The organism is Shewanella glacialipiscicola, assembly GCF_023283485.1.
Classification (GTDB): domain Bacteria; phylum Pseudomonadota; class Gammaproteobacteria; order Enterobacterales; family Shewanellaceae; genus Shewanella; species Shewanella glacialipiscicola.
This window is the reverse complement of the sequence record NZ_JAKILU010000003.1, coordinates 231888-250186: the sequence shown is the minus strand read 5'-3', so window position 1 is coordinate 250186 and position 18299 is coordinate 231888. Positions and strand designations below refer to the sequence as shown.

The following is an 18299-nucleotide window of genomic DNA, read 5'->3' as shown; positions in this document are numbered from 1 at the left end:
GTAAAACCCTTTACATTCGATGTAAGTAAAGAATGCTTTATGTTTTTTGAAAAATAAAATGCCAAGCAAGTAATTGTGCATCCGTTGACTTTAAGGTTGTAGCAGACACGAACTCAACACCCTCATTCCATAGGATTTTGCACATTGATGTTAACTTGTTTTCATCAATGGCCGCGCCCACTAATTCTTCAAGTCTGAACGCTAAATCAGTGAGTTGTTTTTGAACAAATTTTAGATAGTCTTTTTTCTTGTCTACGGGCCAATAAAGCCCTTGTTTGAAAAAAGTCGTCACGTAATTCAATATTTCTGAATCCATTAGTGCTGCTTCATTAGAGGCATGTAATTCACCAATAGATTGATTAATATCGTTACGTAACGCCTCACACGCTTGATCGTTTTTTATTCTATTTATATCGACTTTAGTCGTGACTTGACCCATTGAGTCTGCAAGTGAAAACAAGTTTTCCACCAGTTTTTTTGTAGTAACACTCTGTATAAGTGATAAAATTTTTTTGTTTCTATGGATGATCATCGAGTTATGATGATGGCAAACAAGACATAATCGTCCACCTCCCTTTAAAATATTTGCGACGGCTACTAATGAGGTAGATAAGTTGGAATATTCAATACCAAATTGAGAAGTCACTAAATCGACGGGATCATTAAAAGGTAAGGACTCACAGTTTATTTCGCCAATCAGGTCTATTTTAATCAAACTGTCATTTTCAGGTTTTATAAGCTGTATTTTTGCAATATCAATACCACGAACACGACCGTTTACATTGGATTCATCTAAATAGCTTTTAAGTAATAAGGGTAAAGCGCCATTACCCGTTGCAATATCTAGCACTTCAAAATTTGGCCTTAGCTCTTTAAATATTGGAAGCCAAATATCTTTTAGTATTCCTGCATAATTACCGCTGAAATCAGTTCCAAACGAAGTTAAATGGCCCTGTTCCCAATACTCACTCCAGTGTTGACTCACATAACCCCCTGAGAAAACTTCACGTTTTATTCACTAGAAATATAACAAAAAGGCCAGCAATTTGCTGGCCTTGTAAATGTGTTTTAACGGTTTATTAGAACTTTAGAGTATAGCTTGCACGATATTCACGACCGTAGTTGTTATACAACTCTGGGTTATCGTACGAACCAGAAGAACTCAATACTGGATCTTCATCAGTCAGGTTATTAACACCTAGCAATACTTTGCCATAGCTACCAATATCATAGCTGTAGCTGATATTGTGGATTAACCAAGAATCTAATTTACCGTCTTCTTTATCTTCATTGGTTGAGCTGGTGTAGTTCATGTTCCACGAGAAGGCGTTGTCACCAATTTTATATACTGTAGTAAATACAGATCTATAGTCTGGTTGGCCATTCCATCCGGCGGTATCAACGGAGCCGGCACCACCTTCAACTTCTTCATCATATTTAAGTATGAAACTGTTAGTCCAGTTTACTGAAAAATCACCAAACTCAGTGTCGATGTTGCCATTAAGTGCAACGTCAATACCTTCAATTTGTAACTTATCGCCGTTGCCATAGCCAGTACCTACTTCATAAGCTTGACCTAGGCTTCCACCAGTACCTGGTGCGCGTAGCACATAGAAAGTCCCATCTTGAGCTAACGAACCGGAGGCTACACCTTCCATGACGTTAGTAATACTGCGCTGACTGATTACGTTATCAATATTTAAATCGAAATAGTCAACTTTTATGCCGAAGTTATCAACGATATCCCAAGCAACACCTAGGTTGATATATTCAGAAGTTTCAGGACCTAATTCACTGTTTGCTGAAATAAAGGTATCGTACTGTGTTTCTAAACATTGAGTATCGCTAATGCCATTAGAACGGCAATACGCATAGTCAGTACCATATTCCGCACTAAACGTGGTAGCCGCATTTAATTGATCTAGGCCTGGAGCTCGGAACGCTTCTGAGTATGATGCACGAACAACAACGTTATCTAGCGCTTGCCAACGAACAGAAGCTTTAGGCGCAACGTTACCACCAAAATCGCTATAATCGTCATAACGGGCGGCAAGGTTTATCTCAATCGTTTCTGTAATAGGTAAGGCTGCTTCATAAAACGCGGCCCAAACTTGACGATCACCGCCAGCAGAGTTACCCGCGCTACCACCGACTAAACCCGCTTCAGATTGTGCGTCATACACAGATGTGAAGACTTGATCAAAGTATTCCATACCAAAATAATGCGCAATTGCACCTGCTGGTAAATCAAATGCATCAAAACCGATACCGGCGTTCCATTGCTTAAACGTTGCGCGATTTTGTGTTAGCGTTGTAGCCTTCATGTTATTAACGCCAGCTTCAGAGCCGAGATCAATACCATTGGCTTCGTTATATGCTAAACCTGAATAGCTAAGGTAATACTCACCGATAGACTTGTTATCAGCGATATTATGGTGATAATAAACTTCCCAAGTTGCATCATTCCATGCACTAATGCTACCGCGCAGTCCAGTCAAATAATCTTGGTTGTAATCATTGACGTTACCGTCACGATTGCCAATATCTACCCAACGGAAATATCCTGTAGCACCATCTTCACCATAAGGATTATGTGGGTTATCAGCAGTCATGTTGTTCCATGCTGCAGCTGGTGGCGCATAGCGACCGAAAGAGCTGTTTTGAGTAAACATGATACGGCCAAACCACTCTACATCTTCGGCAACTTCATAGTTAGAATCAACATAGACAGTATTACGATCTACAGAGGCTTTGTTATACGAAACGTTAGCGGGTGCAAACGCACAGTATGTGTGACCTGCGCCTGATACGTTGTCAGCTTTAATCGTTTGGAATTTATCAGAGCCATACTTTGCTTCTAAGTCATCACAAAGTGGTGATGCTAGCTTCGTTTTTTTATCAGGGCTACGAACCGTTGCACCGTATTGGCTCCAACCGATAGCCTCTTCGAACTGGATTTCTCCGTCACCGTTTAAATCGTTCAGACTAGGAGCCGTGTAAGAGCGATCAGCGTCTCTAATACCTTCACGATCCTGATGATCAAATGCAAAGGTCAGGTTACCTTTATCCATCTGATAACCAGCAACAACGGAAAACTCTTTACTTGTCATGCCTTCATCTTGGTCGCGAGCACCCGCGCCAACGTTAAACTCAAGACCTTGGTAGTTCTTCTTCATGATGATGTTAACAACACCAGCAATCGCGTCTGAACCATAGGTAGAAGAAGCACCGTCAGTTAGAATTTCAATGCGCTCTACTGCCGCCATAGGAATAGCGTTTAAGTTTGCAGATGAACCACCTAATGTTGGAGAACCAGGGAAACGCTTGCCATCGATTAACACAAGGGTGCGACTTGAGCCTGCGCCACGTAAATCAATCGTCGCTTGTGACTGAGCAGAACTACCTGAACGTTCAGAGAATGAACCAAATGAGTTTAAGTTACTATTTCGTAGAGCATCAGCAACGGTAAAGTTACCTTCGACTTTCATATCTTCAGTCGTAATAGTCGTTACTGGTGATGCACCTTCTAGGTCAGTACGCTTAATTCGTGAACCTGTAACTTCAATACGCTCAACTTTCGCCCCATCTTCAGCCGCCAAAGCAACTGGAGCCGTAAATGCAGCAACCGCTACGCCGCTAATTAAAGCTAAGCGTACAGAATTAGCGAGTAAATTATGTTTTAGCATTGTCAATCTCCCTGGAAATATTATGTCTTTATTATAATCCGCTTATTTAATAAACGGTTTCAAACTGAGGTGTCTTAGACCCCTCGCTGGAAACAATAAAATCACATATAAAACCTTTAAGCAACAATAAATATACAAACGATACAATTGCACGACAAAATGCGTATTATATGAACATATTTATCGGGAAAGTGACTTTAAAACAGCCAAAAAAATGCCAGTCATTTCTGACTGGCATTGCTGTATAAAAAGAGTTAGGTATTAGCAGATTTATATCTTAGACAAATAAGATTTTAGAGTGAGTAACGAATACCAATTGCTACACCGTCATCTTCAGAAAGCGCCATTTTGGCTTCTTGATCTTTATCGGCGCTAGTAAAATCGCTGTAATCTTTACGTGCTTCTATGTAAAGCACAGTATTAGGATCCCAAACAAAATGCAAACCAACCACCACAAACTGACGTTTAAACACATCTTTTGGATCAGCATTAAAGTTAGGCTGGATTACGTAGTCATCACCTGCATCTAATATGTTGTACGATATAAATGGACGTAATCCGTTATCAAACTTAAAAGACGCTAGTGTTTCAACACCATAGGCATCTTTAATTAAGCGGCCAATATTATCTGTATCATGATTTTCTTGTCTATTGATGTTTGCTGCAGCGTATAAACCATCATTGTCGAAATTACCCCAAGTGACACCAGCACCATAGATAAGATCAACTGCTGTTGATTGCGTACCATTACCAAAGCTGACATCAAACTCACCACGGTTAACACCTGCTGTTAATGTCAACATATCAGTCGCTTTATAGGTCAGCGCGCCACCATAGGTGTAATTATACTCGACTTGTTGCGCCGCTTTATCGCCACCTTCCCAGTTAGTTTGGCACTGACTTTGAGAAATATCAGCGGTCGTATCACACGTATAGAAACTGCTGTTTTTTAACTGTGCTTGAACTGCGAAGCTAACATCGCCAAAGGCATTACGATACTGAACCGTTTTATCACCACGACCCACACCGTTTACCGCACCATCATCTTTATTAAACGTGTAAACACCGGCAGTGTTACCGTCCCATACAAAGCCGTAGTTGGTATTGTAAACGACATCGTACCAAGCACCCCACTGCTTGCCGATAGTTAAGGTACCGTATTTATCGTGAGATAAGCCGGCATAACCTAAGCGATTATAAAAAAATTCTTCTTGTACCGATTCGAAGCGATTATTGTAAACAATATCGCTATTACCCACTGGGTTTACACCCCATTCTAGTTTTGCAAATGCATTCCAACCGTCGGTCAATTCACGGTTAAAACCGAAATTAATCCGTGATGCACCATTAACAACCTCTGTTTCGTCTTGAGTGTTGATCACGCGAGCATCAATAAAACCACCGATTTCTACGGTATTTTTATTATCTTTATAGATCTCGATAGCTGAGACAGAGGGTACTAGAAATATTACTGCCAGCGCAGTGGCTACTAACGTCTTGTTCATTCGGGGCTTAACCTTTTTTGTTTATGTTCTACCAACGTCATTCCGTTGTTATATTTCCTTACAATTTCAGCTTAAAGGGTAGCAAACTTTCAATATCTCCTCAAAGCGAAACCTAAAAAATATGCAGACTGGCATCACAAAAACAAACCCATTAACACCAAGTGAACAGTGGTTATCATCATGGAAATCATCGAATGTAACACTAAAAAAACAGTAAACACACTATATTAACAGCAGTTGTTTTGATGCAATACTCATGTAGTTTAGTTTCATTATTGAAAATACGGGTTCGGCAATAGGGCCAATTTGTTTGTCGATGTAGTATTGATAGTCGATTTTAGAGGTTTTGTACTCAACAGACTCAGGACCGTTTACAGTGATTAGATAATCTATTTGTGCTCCCCGCTTGCCAAAAGCAGCATTACCTGTTGCATCACATAATTGCTGGGCAACTTTGACATGTGGAGAAGACTTAGCCGTATAGTCTTCAATATTGCGCCGCATACGTTTACGAAATACTAAGTCATCGTCCAACTGGCCATCGAGCAGTTGTTCAAACACGCCAGCTAAATAAACACTGATATCCCTTTGGTTAAACATGCGTTCATAGAGTGACGCTTGAACTTTACGTGCTAAAGGGCTCCAATCACTGCGCACTTGTTCCATGCCTTTAAAAACAAGCTCAAGTTCATCGCTCGCATTACGCCAAGCCCCCACATAACGCTTCTTACTGCCTTCTAATGATCCCCTTAGCGTTGGCATAAAAAACTGCTCGTAATGACGCTCAAACTGTAACTCGAGAAAACTCTCCATCTGGTGTTCTTCAGTAATCTTAGCGTACCATTTTGCGTTGACATCGTCGGCAAGTGTCTGACCTAAGGCGCTTATATCGGTGAGATCAGGCTCGCTGCCAAGCCAGACAAAGGTGGAATCCGTATCGCCGTAAATCACTTGATAGCCCATTTCTTCTATCCAGGCGCGGGTTTGTTTCATTATTTGATGACCACGCATGGTGATAGAACTTGCCAACTTAGCGTCATGAAAAACACAACCTTGGGAGCCTAAAACCCCATACAGGGAGTTCATGATAATTTTTATCGCTTGGGATAACGGCGCATTATATTCACGCTTAGCCTTTTCGCGCTGCTCGGATAATGTTTGAATAAGCTTAGGCAAAATAGGCTGCTGCCGGCTAAATCGGCCACCTAGAAACCCTGCAACACATTCAGACTCGGGTAACTGTAAACCTTCAACCAAGCCTTTAGGATCGATCAAAAACGTACGGATAATTGATGGGTATAAGCTTTTAAAATCAAATACTAAGATATGTTTATACAGCCCTGGCACCGAATCCATCACATAGCCACCGGGACTTTCAATGCCATCACTTGCAGGGGCATCGGGGGCAACGTAACCCGCGCGATGTAAATGTGGTAAATACAAATGATTAAACGCCGCCACCGAAGCCCCTACCCGCCCAAGTTCTAAACCCGTCAGTTCGGCCCGCGCGAGGGCAAAATCCCACAATTGAGTGTGAGTAAAAATATCCCACACTAGGCGGCTATCGGTGAGATTGTAATGTGCTAAGGCTTGTTTATCGGTCTTAAACAGCAGGTCAATTTCTTCAACGCGGTTATCCACATTATGAATGGCTTTGCCTTCACCTAATAGTTGCCGCGACACAAATTCCAACGAGAAACGCTCAAAGTGATAAAAAGCAGCTTTAAGCCAATCGATACCATCGAGTACCACGCGCCCAGGTAAACTCAAGGTTTCGGGGCGAAATTTATTATCGACCTTCCACTCAAGCTTGGCCCCACCCCGGCCAATCGTTAGCGGAATACGGTGTAATAGTGCGCGACGTGATAGTAATGCAAGATCAAAACTGACCACTGACCAACCGATAATAAAGTCAGGATCAAACTCATGGAACCACGCGATTAATCGATGAATTAGCGCGGCTTCATCGGCAACCCACTCAATATAACTAGGGCTGTTTAGCTCAGCTTCACCCACCATAATGACTTTTTCGTAAGTCTGCTGACTAGCTTGACCACTATATTGGCCACCGTATTGACCATAGAGCGCCACCGAATAGAGCAAACCCTCAAAGCTACATTCAAAATCCAATGAAATGCAGCGCAAATGAACAGCCGTTAAAGGAGTAATACTTTTAGCCCGCTCGCCGATAAACACAGGCAAGGAGTTAACCTCAGCGCTATCAATTCTTGGCCCAAGATAATGCCCTAAAAAGGCTACATCAAGCGCCACAAACCGCTCAATTAAATAACGCTGTTCAGGGCGAATATCCGCTTCAAATAGGGGAATATCGGCATCTTTAGCGATGCGTTGTAAAGTACGTAAGCTACTGCTGGATTTAGCATAAACACCACTGACTGCGCCGCCTTTAAAGCTTTTGAGCGCTAATGGTACAAAACGCAGTGCTTGACCCGGTGTTTGTAACTGTAACGAGGCGACATCTGTTTGATGACAAAAACAAATATGTTCAGTGTCTTGCACCTCCACCAGTACAGGACCTTTCGCGGTTGCTAAATAATACTGCAACACTAAACTCCCATGACGATGAATCGCATGGCGTGTTATGACTCGACCTTGTACACTAACGGCCGCGGTTGCCTCAGGCTTCATCGCATAGTTCCCAAATCGCATCGCTACTCAATTTAAATGCCGCCAAAAGGCAGAAAAGTTTCTTAGGCTATGCAATCACTGTTATTATGTACAGCATTAATTCGATAAAGTAGTGACGCATGTTACCTGACAATGTAAAAACCCAGATCCGCGCCATCTATAAAGATATTGCTACCGCCTTGCCTAATTTTAGGCCGCGCCGTGAACAAAATTATATGGTGGCAGAAATATCTAAGACCCTCGCCGGCGACTATGACAAAGATAGACGCATTATTGTGGTCGAAGCGGGGACGGGTATCGGTAAATCATTGTCTTATATTCTCGGTACCATCCCACTGGCATTATCGAGTAAGAAAAAAGTTTGTATTGCCACCGCTACCGTGGCATTACAAGAGCAACTGCTGCATAAAGACTTACCCTTCTTCCTTGAACAATCTGGTTTAAATTTCCGTTTTGGCCTTGTAAAAGGTCGACAACGTTATGTGTGTTTATCAAAACTGGCGATGCTTATCGGTGACGATGACAGTACACAAATGGCCATGTGGCAAACTAAGCCAGACAATAGCCAAGTGGCAATGATGCACGGCCTGCTAAAAGACTATAACGAAGGTCGCTGGAACGGTGAAATCGATACCTTGAATGTGCCACTACCCGATCATTTATGGCAACAAATCGCCTGTGACAAACACAGTTGCCATCGCCAAGTTGCCAGCCATAGAAATTGTCCGTTCCATAAGGCCCGGGAAGATCTCGACACGTGGGACGTACTCATCGCCAACCACAGCTTATTATTTGCCGACTTAGAATTAGGGGGTGGGGTAATTTTACCCGATCCCGAAGACGTGTTTTACGTCATCGATGAGGCGCATCATTTGCCGATTGTGGCGCGGGACTTTTCCAGTGCGCAGGCCACGCTGAGGGGAGCTTGCGACTGGCTCGAAAAAATTGGTAAGACTTGCGCTAAATTACAAAACCAAATAAAGAGCAACAATATCATCGCCCCTGCTCAGGCTATGCAAGATCATTTAGGCGATCTGATCACTCAGCTTAATCAGGTGGCCCAATATTGTGACTCCCAGACGAAGCACTTTGCCAATCCAGAAAACCGCTTGCGGTTTGAGCACGGCAAACTTCCCGAGTCACTGCTCATTCTCGCTGAAAACCTCGCTGTTACCTCTAATCTTGCCCTGAAGCAATTTAATAAAATGCTGTCACTGCTGGCCGAAGCGATAAAAGATGGCGATATTCCCAAACATCAATCCGAAGCGCTACTGGCTGAAACCGGATTTATGTTGCAAAGACTCGAGAATCTACAGAAATTGTGGAAGATGATGGCCAAGGAAGATAAACACAAAGGTGCCCCTATGGCGCGCTGGATTGAACTTATCACGGGTAAACAGGCTGATTATCTCTTTAGCGCCTCACCTATCGAAGTAGGTTTTATGCTGGAATCTATGTTGTGGCAAAAGGCTGCGGGCGTCGTCTTATGTAGTGCCACGCTGCGCGCACTGAATAACTTCGACCATTTCGTGCATCAAGTAGGATTATCTCTTAATGATGGCAGCCGTTATTTAGCCTTACAATCGCCCTTCGATTACCCGAATAACGCGACCCTGTATTTGCCAAAAATGCGCACAGAGCCCACGGATGATGCCTATACGGCTGAGCTTGCGGAGCAAATCATCACGCTTATTGATGGCGAAATGGCCACTTTAGTGTTATTCGCTTCCTACTGGCAGATGGGAAAAGTAGTCGAATTACTTGAAGGTAAACTCACTACCGAGCTCCTCATCCAAGGCAATGCGCCACGGCAACAATTGTTAGAGAATCATAAAGCCAAATGCGATAAGGGTGAACCCAGTATTTTATTTGGCACAGGTAGTTTCTCCGAAGGTCTCGACTTGCCCGGCGATTATCTCACTAACTTAATCGTCACTAAGTTGCCCTTTGCGGTACCGACCTCGCCCGTTGAGCAAGCCCATGCAGAATATGTCAAAGTTAAAGGTGGTAACCCCTTCTTACAATTGACCATCCCTGATGCCTCCCGCAAGCTAATTCAAAGTTGTGGTAGATTACTGCGTAAAGAGCAAGATTATGGCAGAGTCACTATTTTGGATAGGCGACTAGTGACTAAGCGTTATGGCAAATCTTTGTTAGATGCCTTGCCGCCCTTCAGACGAGTTATAGAGTAGGATTAAAATTTGGAATTGTTACTCGAGCCCAGCCATTGGGCCCTGTTGGCAGTGATTGGCCTTATCGCTGGATTTATTGATGCCGTAGTCGGTGGCGGTGGTTTATTGTCGATCCCTGCACTATTGGCTTTAGGTATGCCGCCGCATACGGTATTAGGCACGAATAAATTAGCAGCAAGTTTTGGCTCATCCATGGCAGCTTGGACCTATTATCGCCAGCATCTCTTTACTCCTTCGTTTTGGTACATGGCCTTTATCGCCACCTTTATTGGTGCGGTATTGGGCAGTTTTCTAGTGTATTTAGTCGATACACAGTGGCTCGAAAAAGTCTTGCCGTTGCTGATCATCGGCATCGCTATTTACAGTTTAGTCAGCCCAAATGCGATATCAGATATCAACTGCCAAGCCCCAATAGCTAAACCTCCCGCTAAACAGCAGTGGCTACAAGGATTGGCTTTGGGTACTTATGATGGTTTTGCAGGCCCTGGTATTGGCGCATTTTGGACGGTGACATCAGGCTCTTTGTATAAGCTGCCTTTACTGCACAGTTGTGGGCTCGCCCGCGCAATGACTTTTACTAGTAACTTAACCGCATTAGCTATTTTTGGTTGGCTTGGGCAAGTACAGTGGCAAATAGGTTTAGGGATGGGATTGTGCATGATGTTGGGCTCATTTATCGGCGCTCGCTGCGCGATTAAATTTGGTATGCCCTTTATTCGCCCGCTATTTATTTTAATCGTGCTAATGATTGCAGCAAATTTGGCATGGAGTGCATGGTTGTGAACACCCCAAAATTACTGGTGATGCTGAAAAATCAGTTACAGACACTAGAGCAAGAAGTGCTGCAACACGACAATCGGCTTGCCCCACCGCAACGTAAGCTATTACAAGAAACAGAACGCTTTAACCATTCGCTATTTATCCAGCACGGCGCTCAGCTTGGTCCTTGTATCGAACAAATTCGTAGCAGTATTACTCAGCTCGAAAAACAAATTAAGCTTAAACTTGCCCCACAAACTATCGCACTGAGCTGTGAGCGAATTCAAGACAGATTTACAGCCGTCAAACGTGCCTTGCTTACGACCTCTATTGATATTAAGTCCAAAACTCAACAACGCGCCAGTAGCCGTGCCCGCTTTGTTCAACGTCAGAATCAATCTCATCAAGCCAGTGGTTTTGAATGGATTGCCAATAACGTGATGCAAAATAGTCATGAAATCTACGCAGAATTGAACAAACATCTAAATTGGGCAAAAAAATTTGAACAAAAAATTGAAGAAATGGAATCAAAACTTGAAAACTGTCATAGTGCTGACAAAATACAATTGCAAAATGACATCCTTTTGATGCATCGTCGTTTAGGAAAATGCAGGCAAGCTATTAGTTATATAGAAGATCGCATTCAAATATTCGAACGCCCGTATCAGAGTAATAATCGTTAAGGAATAATAATGAAATCACTTTTGCCAATTAGCAGCCTGCTAATATTACTCAGTTCTGCCTCAGCCTTTGCTGCAGATCTGACCATTCCAATGTCATTTGAATATATTGCCCTCGACGGTAAAAAAGTAGAGTCTAGTTTATTCAATCATAAAAGCAGCTTAACCTTGGCACCCGGCACTCACAAAATCGCTATTCGTTACCACGAAATGGTCGAAGATGATTATAGTGATAGCCAAACCTTTGTTAAATCGGCTCCTTTCATCGTGACGTTAAACGTGGATGGCGACTATCAATACCACCTTCAAGCCGCCGAAGGAGACGTCGTTAAAAAGCCCAAAGTCTTCGCTAAAAATCCGCAAGTTAAATTAACACGTAGTGATAAAGGCGACGTCAATTACCAAGTGACAAATACCAATTTAGAAGAAGAAAGCTTTGTTTCGCGCTTATTTACAGGAAATCAAGCTGATGATGTAGCAGGTAGTGTCACTGCGGCAACTGGCGCTGCAGGTGCAGTAGTAGCAGTTGCCCCCGCAACTACATCGGCTCAAACTGCTGTCAGCGCAACGTCATTAACCGCTCCTGTTGATACATCCAAAGCTGCAGGCGCTAATCCACAGCAAATGTTGCAATACTGGTGGCTACAAGCAGATGAAAAAACACGTAAAGAGTTTATGAGTTGGGCTATTTCACAGTTATAGCAATTTGTTATAACGAGGTTTAATCGATATTAATTATCGAGCCAATAGCTATCGCGCCAGCCCATCTAAGCTGGCGCTTTCTTTAAAAATAACCCCCTACGTCAACACAACTTCTCACTGCAATAAAAATACTGCCTCATATAAACCATAAAATGATGACGTTAAATAGTATCAATAGCGGTATTTTCATAAAACCATAGTGTTAAAGCCGACTAAAAAAGTAGATTGTTGTTCTATAATGCGAAGGAAACGCGGGGATGTTGCCTTACCGTAAGAATAAAGACTATTCAAATGGCGGCTGACAGCACTGTCAATAATAACATCAGAAAATCCATTTATAAGCATCATTCGCTGCAACGATGCCAGAGTCGCACTACAATACAAGCCAAAGATTTAACTAATTTTTCATTGCGATAAACGATTTGTAGTAGCAAACTCAATAAAACTGTCATGGAGTATACAAATGCAACTTGAAATCCGTAATTACTACGAAGTTCTTTTGATGGAAATATTGTCAGACGAAGGGCTGATGGACGAGCTTCCCGAGGATTACCTTGCAGATCTTTGTTGTGTAACCTTAAACCAACTTCCCGTGCGTTACGTTCGCCACCTTGTAGATACCTATTTCTTTGAGGATTACAACGAGTTGCAAGAGTTAAAGCGTGAGATCCAAACTGCGCTAGAAAAATCGCGCGTCTTTCTTAAGCAAAATTTACAAAAAAGATTACAAGAAGAAACCGAAGCGAATAATTAATGCCTACAAGAAATGGCACTCGAGCTTAATCAACTGCTGAATGACTATCAAATACACAGTTATCAAACAATCCAATGACATTCATAAAGACTGCTGTATTTAAATAGAAAACGGCGATACATAAATTGACGTGGTTCCGAAACCACATTCAAATGCTGAAAATAGTCAGTTATGCCACTATTGAAAAATGAGGAACTAAACGAGAAATACTAATAAGAAAGGATATTAGAGGATAAAACTAAACTTGGAGGTTCCCCTAGAGCCGCACCCCGGCACACGAGTCACTTGCTGCGGTTGCTCCCTTCCAGGCCTGGCCGAGTTCACAAGTTATCATTGCGGGGGGACCCTAGGGTCACCATAACTTCGAGCATTTTCTTTCGATTAGACAAACCAAAGAGCTTGCTAGAACGCGAAAGATTATCCCCTATGCCTCCCACGGGATCAAGCGCTAATCAACAAGATCCGTTAATATCCTCACCAACTGCACAATCTATAAGCACATATAGTAATTGAAATAATAAAAGCCTAACTATGTAGGCTTTTATTTAGAGGTTACTGAACATTGTTATATTAAACTCACTGAATATCTTAAATATTATAACTTGATTATGTGACGATTCTGTTCAATCAATTTAGTCCCAACACCCGATACATTTGCTAAATCATCGATTGCATTGAACTTACCATTTTTAGTGCGGTAGTCGACAATCGCTTGAGCCTTTGCTGCACCAATCCCTTTTAGTACTTGTAACTGTTCAACCGAAGCCGTATTTATATTGACTTGGGCGGTATCTGGCATCGCTTTTTTCGCAGTTGATGTCATCTCACTGGCCTCAGATTTAACCTGAGTCTGCATTTTTTCAGCGGCTTTTGTTGTTTCTGCGGCACTAACTGGCATTGTTAATAACAAGGTTAATGCCATAGCACTCATAATAACGGGTATACGATTTGTTGTTTTCATAACGATTCCTCTGCTCCATGAAATTCGGCCTCTCGTCCTACTTCCGTGGCCTTCAATCAAAAATAGACTAAGGAATCCTAAAACACCAAATTGATATCCAAAAATATATTCAACTGCACCGATTATCTAACTGCACATAGACTTAGACAGGGTGAACAAGTTAACAGGCTATGTCATACGCGCAAAAGCCTGCTTTAAGTCGGCGAGAATGTCATCACAATCTTCTAAGCCAATCGAAATCCGCAGTAAATTATCACTAATCCCCGCTGCGGCTCTGGCTTCTGCGGTATAAGGCGAATGTGTCATTGATGCCGGATGTTGAATAAGGGATTCAGCGTCCCCTAAACTTACCGCAATAGAAAATAGCGTTAAATAGCCCACAAATGCCATGGATTCATCTAAATTTGCCGCTAATTCAAATGCAATCACACCACCAGCACGTTTCATCTGCTTACCAATAAACTGATGACCCGGGTGGCATTTAAGCCCAGGGTAGTACACTCGAGTCACCACGGGATGCTCAGATAAAAACTCAGCGACACACTCGGCGCTATCGCAATGACGCTGTAAACGCACATCTAAGGTTTTAAGCCCACGTAAAATCAACCATGCATCGTGGGGCGATATGACCGCACCAATATCTTTTAAGATTTCATACTTCACTTTATGGATCTGTTCTTCGCTACCGCACACAATGCCTGCAATCACATCACCGTGACCATTCAAATATTTAGTAGCACTGTGCACGACTATATCAATCCCCAAATCCAGTGGTCGCTGTAACAAGGGCGTCATAAAGGTATTGTCGACAATACTAACCAGTTGATGCCGTTTAGCGATATTAGCAATAGCCGTTAAATCAAATATCTGTAAATGAGGATTCACCGGCGTTTCACAGAAAATCACTTTAGTGTTAGGTTTTATCGCCGCTTCAACTTCTTCTACAACTGAAAAGTCGACTAATGACACTTCAATACCAAAACGAGCCAATTGAGTGGTCATTAAGGCAAATGTGCAACCATAAACCGCATTAGATGCAACTAAGTGATCACCCATTGCTAAATTTGCCAGTAATGCGCCAGAGACGGCGCCCATACCAGATGCTGTCGCAGCAGCGGCCTCGGCCCCCTCTAAAATCGCCATTTTACGCTCAAGTTCAGCAGTGGTGGGATTGCCTAAGCGAGTATAAATATAGCCCGGCTCATTCCCCGCAAATCGCTCGCCACCTTGCTTTGCCGACTCAAATACAAATGTTGCACTTTGATAAAGCGGCGTCACTAAGGCGCCAAAAGCCTCTCGCGTATGTCCTGCATGAATGACCTGTGTTGCCGCTTGCCACGCTTTAGCTGACTTATCTTGCATACCTAGCTCCTTGTTATTAGCTTTGAGCTCTTCCTGCTCTTTATGATGGTTGTTAGTTGTTGGGTTAGAAAGCTTAATATCTGCATTATGTGGCGATGCTATAGAAAGGATTAGTCCCATCGAATACGTTCTACCATACCGTGACTAAACACTTAAGCTAGTAACATGGCGAAAAAACCTACGGGCAAACTGTAACTAACTTGTTACGTAGATTTTGTTGCAAAGTACTTGTTAATAGCTATTTACGGGCAGAAATATCCACAATAAGCGATAAAAAATGCGCTAAGGAGCAAGTCCATTAGCGCATTTTCGGCAGTTTAACTCTCTATTTGATAGAGTATTTTTTTACTCTTTAGACGGTCGATAAACCTTGTCATCTACATCAGCAAATTGGCCTTTTAGTGCATCGCGGCCTTCCTTGGTAAACAGTTTGCCTGAAAACTGCTTAAGCTCGATTAACAACTCCTGATGCACTTTTGATAATTTAGGCCTTTGATCTTCCCTAAACACTATCGGACGACACAGCGCCATGGCTTGATAACCAAGGCGTGCGGTTAACATGCCGCCGCCTAAGCCTTGAGCCAAGCGAGCTGACAATTTACCTGTCATTTCAACCGATAATAACTGTGTGCCTAAATCGGTGACTAACTCACTTGTCCCCGCATAGATGATATTAATAATGATACTGCGGATAAGTTTAATCCTGCTCCAATAACCTAATTCAATGCCATAACAGCGGGCTACATCGCGCAGCATGCGTTGATTACGCCATAGGATAATCGCCATATCGAGCACAGCTAAAGGGCTAGCAGCCAGCAACACGGCTGATTCTGCCGCATATCTTCGCACCACTTTTTTCGCCAGCGCATCCCGTTCAGTAAGCACTAAATCTTCGAATAGCATGACTTTCTCGGCATCATTATGTTCATCTCTTAATAAGCGGCGAAGTTGCTGTAATCCTTGGCTATCTTTATAGTGGCAAACGATATTATCGATAAAACTGTCAGCTTCACCCATTTGCATGCTCTGCGCTAACCTTGCGCCCGTTTCTTGGGTATCTGCGACCTGTTTGAGTCGCTTAAGTTTGCGGTATTCACTGACCGCTCCCGCCAATGCCCACGCACTGACGACACCAAGTACCACACCATAAAAACTAAACAACCAAGGGCTTTCAAGCCATGCATCCCTTAGCCCTAATCCCGTTTGAACCACAACGAGCAGCAATAAACTTAACGCCGCAAAACGGGCTAGCCAAGACCAACGACGGGATTTAACCAGTTGAGGCGATACCGATTTAGCATCAATCATTTTAGGATGGGCTAACAATGTCTCATCCATTAACGCCTCAACATCAGCGGTAACGTCTTGCACTGGTGTATTGGGCTCAAAGGCTTTCGCTGCTTTGAGTTCCTCTTTAGTGGGGTTAAGTTCTACGCTTTGTGAGTCAAACAGCTGCTGTTTTTTCAGTGGCTTATGTTCAATCAATTGTCCTGCTGCGTTTACAGTGGAATTGGAGGCTTGCTCATTGGGTTTATCCGATAGCTTTAACGTCATTCCAACTTATCTCCTAATAAATACTGCAGCAGATGATCAAGTCGAATATGCTCAAAATGCACTTGGGATGGGTCGACATAGGCATTGCTTGGCGGTGCAAAGCCGATAAAGTTAAACCCTTGGTTACGCCAAAAATCAGGATCAGGTAAGCGAGTAGGTACTTCGCCGGGGAACAAGGTGAGAGGTTTACCGTTAAGTCCGATGCCCTGCACCACTTCGACCTCACCCTCTTGTGTTTTCACCATGCCATGACGAGTCGCTTTGATAGCACTAATCGCCATGGTTTCTACTTTGCAACCATCGAAACTGGCAAAATGTTGGCTGTGTTTGAGCATATCGGTTAACAGCGACAATACATGGCTTTGTTGATCGCGGGTGACATGGTCAACCTTGCTCGCAGCAAATAGTAAACGATCAATTCGCGGAGCAAATAACCGCCGTAAATAACTCGATTGACCAAACTGAAAGCTTTCCATAATGGCATTGAGCGCCGCGCCCATATCCTCAAATTGCTTTTTACCGCGATTCAACGCACTAAAACAGTCAACAAGTACTAACTGCCGGTCAAAACCAGCAAAATGATGTTTATAAAAAGGTTTAACAACTTTAGCAACATATTCTTGATAGCGTTTTTCAAGCACATGAAAAGCACTGTGCTTATGACTTTGCTGTAACTTGGTAAACTCTTCACTTGTTATCAATAATAAGGGGAAAAATGCTAATAAAGGCGCGTCCTGCCATTCGCCCGGCAATAACATACGCCCAGGTTGCGCTTGGTAATAGCCTTGGACATGCACTAAATCATTGAGTAACTGCTGGTATTGATCGGCAATAAGCTTTAACTGCTGCTCGTCGGCATTGGCCGCTAAATCTAATGTCTTTAAAGATTGCTCAAACTGGGCATATAAGGGTGAACTTTTAAGATTATCAATACTCACTTGCTGGGCACTGCACCAACTTACAAAATCTTGGCGCAGCATAGGTAAATCAAGTAACCACTCTCCGGGGTAATCAACGATATCTAAATAGAGCGTGGCGGTATCAGAAAACTTAGCCAGTAACCCTTTTTGGGGCTGGTATTTAATCGCCAGTCGCAATTCAGAAATGGTACGAGTGGAAGCAGGCCAAGTCGCAGGATTGGCAGTAAGCGCTAACATAGCGCCTTGATAATCAAAACTGGCAATTTCAAGATCCGGCTGCATGGCACGCTTTACCCCGAGCAATCGCTGATCGCGGCTCACTTGCCAAAGGGGTAACGCATTATTATTGCGAGTATGGGGTAACGTTGATACTGGTCCAGCATTGAGTAACTGATTGACTAACCCAGTAATAAACGCAGTTTTCCCTGCACCAGAAAGTCCAGTGACAGCCAAGCGTAAATGCCTATCTGCGGTTCGATGTAATAGAGATTGACCCTTTTGGGTTAATTTATGGAGCGAAGCATCAAGCATTCCCATTAGAGACTTCCCTTATGTCGAATGATGTTAACTATACA

General features: G+C 42.9%; 13 protein-coding genes and 1 other RNA gene. 5 read left to right on the top strand and 9 right to left on the bottom strand.

The annotated features are described in order from the left end of the window. Positions 1-37: 37 nt before the first annotated feature. From L2717_RS04110 to L2717_RS04095, 4 genes are all read right to left on the bottom strand, one after another. Positions 38-985 (bottom strand): class I SAM-dependent methyltransferase, encoded by a 948-nt coding sequence (locus L2717_RS04110; RefSeq protein ID WP_220772763.1) that lies wholly within the window; start codon positions 983-985, stop codon positions 38-40. A 94-nt stretch (positions 986-1079) separates the two neighbouring features. Continuing rightward, on the bottom strand, positions 1080-3686 hold the full coding sequence (locus tag L2717_RS04105) for a TonB-dependent receptor (protein ID WP_220772764.1): 2607 nt from the start codon (positions 3684-3686) through the stop codon (positions 1080-1082). A gap of 293 nt (positions 3687-3979) precedes the next feature. Further along, positions 3980-5191: a porin gene (locus L2717_RS04100; RefSeq protein ID WP_220774612.1), complete on the bottom strand. Its 1212-nt coding sequence runs from the start codon at positions 5189-5191 to the stop codon at positions 3980-3982. A gap of 222 nt (positions 5192-5413) precedes the next feature. Beyond that, a complete protein-coding gene (locus L2717_RS04095; RefSeq protein WP_220774613.1) occupies positions 5414-7840 on the bottom strand; it encodes a DNA polymerase II in 2427 nt (808 codons plus the stop codon). A gap of 119 nt (positions 7841-7959) precedes the next feature. On the opposite strand from L2717_RS04095, the gene dinG reads away from it, so the two are divergent. The 5 genes from dinG (at position 7960) to L2717_RS04070 (ending at position 12927) form a co-directional block, all read left to right on the top strand. After that, positions 7960-10032 (top strand): ATP-dependent DNA helicase DinG, encoded by a 2073-nt coding sequence (gene dinG / locus L2717_RS04090; RefSeq protein ID WP_220774614.1) that lies wholly within the window; start codon positions 7960-7962, stop codon positions 10030-10032. 9 nt (positions 10033-10041) lie between these two features. Then, a complete protein-coding gene (locus L2717_RS04085; RefSeq protein ID WP_220774615.1) occupies positions 10042-10815 on the top strand; it encodes a sulfite exporter TauE/SafE family protein in 774 nt (257 codons plus the stop codon). Beyond that, complete coding sequence (locus L2717_RS04080; protein ID WP_220774616.1) at positions 10806-11474, top strand: primosomal replication protein; 669 nt, start codon at positions 10806-10808, stop codon at positions 11472-11474. The genes L2717_RS04085 and L2717_RS04080 overlap by 10 nt, the downstream gene beginning before the upstream one ends. Positions 11475-11483: 9 nt before the next feature. Beyond that, positions 11484-12173 carry a DUF2057 domain-containing protein gene (locus L2717_RS04075; RefSeq protein WP_220774617.1) on the top strand — a complete coding sequence of 230 codons (690 nt, stop codon included), beginning with the start codon at positions 11484-11486 and terminating at the stop codon, positions 12171-12173. Positions 12174-12636: 463 nt separating this feature from the next. Next, complete coding sequence (locus tag L2717_RS04070; protein WP_220774618.1) at positions 12637-12927, top strand: late competence development ComFB family protein; 291 nt, start codon at positions 12637-12639, stop codon at positions 12925-12927. Positions 12928-13180: 253 nt separating this feature from the next. Here L2717_RS04070 and ffs read toward each other — a convergent pair. From ffs to L2717_RS04045, 5 genes are all read right to left on the bottom strand, one after another. Further along, positions 13181-13277, bottom strand: an RNA gene (gene ffs / locus L2717_RS04065) — signal recognition particle sRNA small type. A 245-nt stretch (positions 13278-13522) separates the two neighbouring features. Beyond that, positions 13523-13888, bottom strand: coding sequence for a ComEA family DNA-binding protein (locus tag L2717_RS04060; protein WP_220772589.1), 366 nt, complete (start codon positions 13886-13888; stop codon positions 13523-13525). Positions 13889-14056: 168 nt separating this feature from the next. Then, positions 14057-15250 (bottom strand): methionine gamma-lyase, encoded by a 1194-nt coding sequence (gene megL / locus L2717_RS04055; protein WP_220772590.1) that lies wholly within the window; start codon positions 15248-15250, stop codon positions 14057-14059. A gap of 345 nt (positions 15251-15595) precedes the next feature. After that, the gene (locus L2717_RS04050; RefSeq protein WP_220772591.1) at positions 15596-16804 is read right to left on the bottom strand and encodes a TIGR01620 family protein; all 1209 of its coding nucleotides are present in this window, start codon (positions 16802-16804) and stop codon (positions 15596-15598) included. Then, positions 16801-18261 carry a YcjX family GTP-binding protein gene (locus L2717_RS04045; protein WP_220772592.1) on the bottom strand — a complete coding sequence of 487 codons (1461 nt, stop codon included), beginning with the start codon at positions 18259-18261 and terminating at the stop codon, positions 16801-16803. Before L2717_RS04045 ends, L2717_RS04050 begins: the two co-directional genes overlap by 4 nt. Positions 18262-18299 lie beyond the last annotated feature (38 nt).

What these genes read in the sequence shown, in the direction of transcription:
- L2717_RS04105 (WP_220772764.1), bottom strand. Translation starts at nt 3,686, where the DNA reads ATGCTAAAACATAATTTACTCGCTAATTCTGTACGCTTAGCTTTAATT.
- L2717_RS04100 (WP_220774612.1), bottom strand. Translation starts at nt 5,191, where the DNA reads ATGAACAAGACGTTAGTAGCCACTGCGCTGGCAGTAATATTTCTAGTA.
- L2717_RS04095 (WP_220774613.1), bottom strand. Translation starts at nt 7,840, where the DNA reads ATGAAGCCTGAGGCAACCGCGGCCGTTAGTGTACAAGGTCGAGTCATA.
- dinG (WP_220774614.1), top strand. Translation starts at nt 7,960, where the DNA reads ATGTTACCTGACAATGTAAAAACCCAGATCCGCGCCATCTATAAAGAT.
- L2717_RS04080 (WP_220774616.1), top strand. Translation starts at nt 10,806, where the DNA reads ATGGTTGTGAACACCCCAAAATTACTGGTGATGCTGAAAAATCAGTTA.
- L2717_RS04075 (WP_220774617.1), top strand. Translation starts at nt 11,484, where the DNA reads ATGAAATCACTTTTGCCAATTAGCAGCCTGCTAATATTACTCAGTTCT.
- L2717_RS04070 (WP_220774618.1), top strand. Translation starts at nt 12,637, where the DNA reads ATGCAACTTGAAATCCGTAATTACTACGAAGTTCTTTTGATGGAAATA.
- L2717_RS04060 (WP_220772589.1), bottom strand. Translation starts at nt 13,888, where the DNA reads ATGAAAACAACAAATCGTATACCCGTTATTATGAGTGCTATGGCATTA.
- megL (WP_220772590.1), bottom strand. Translation starts at nt 15,250, where the DNA reads ATGCAAGATAAGTCAGCTAAAGCGTGGCAAGCGGCAACACAGGTCATT.
- L2717_RS04050 (WP_220772591.1), bottom strand. Translation starts at nt 16,804, where the DNA reads ATGACGTTAAAGCTATCGGATAAACCCAATGAGCAAGCCTCCAATTCC.
- L2717_RS04045 (WP_220772592.1), bottom strand. Translation starts at nt 18,261, where the DNA reads ATGGGAATGCTTGATGCTTCGCTCCATAAATTAACCCAAAAGGGTCAA.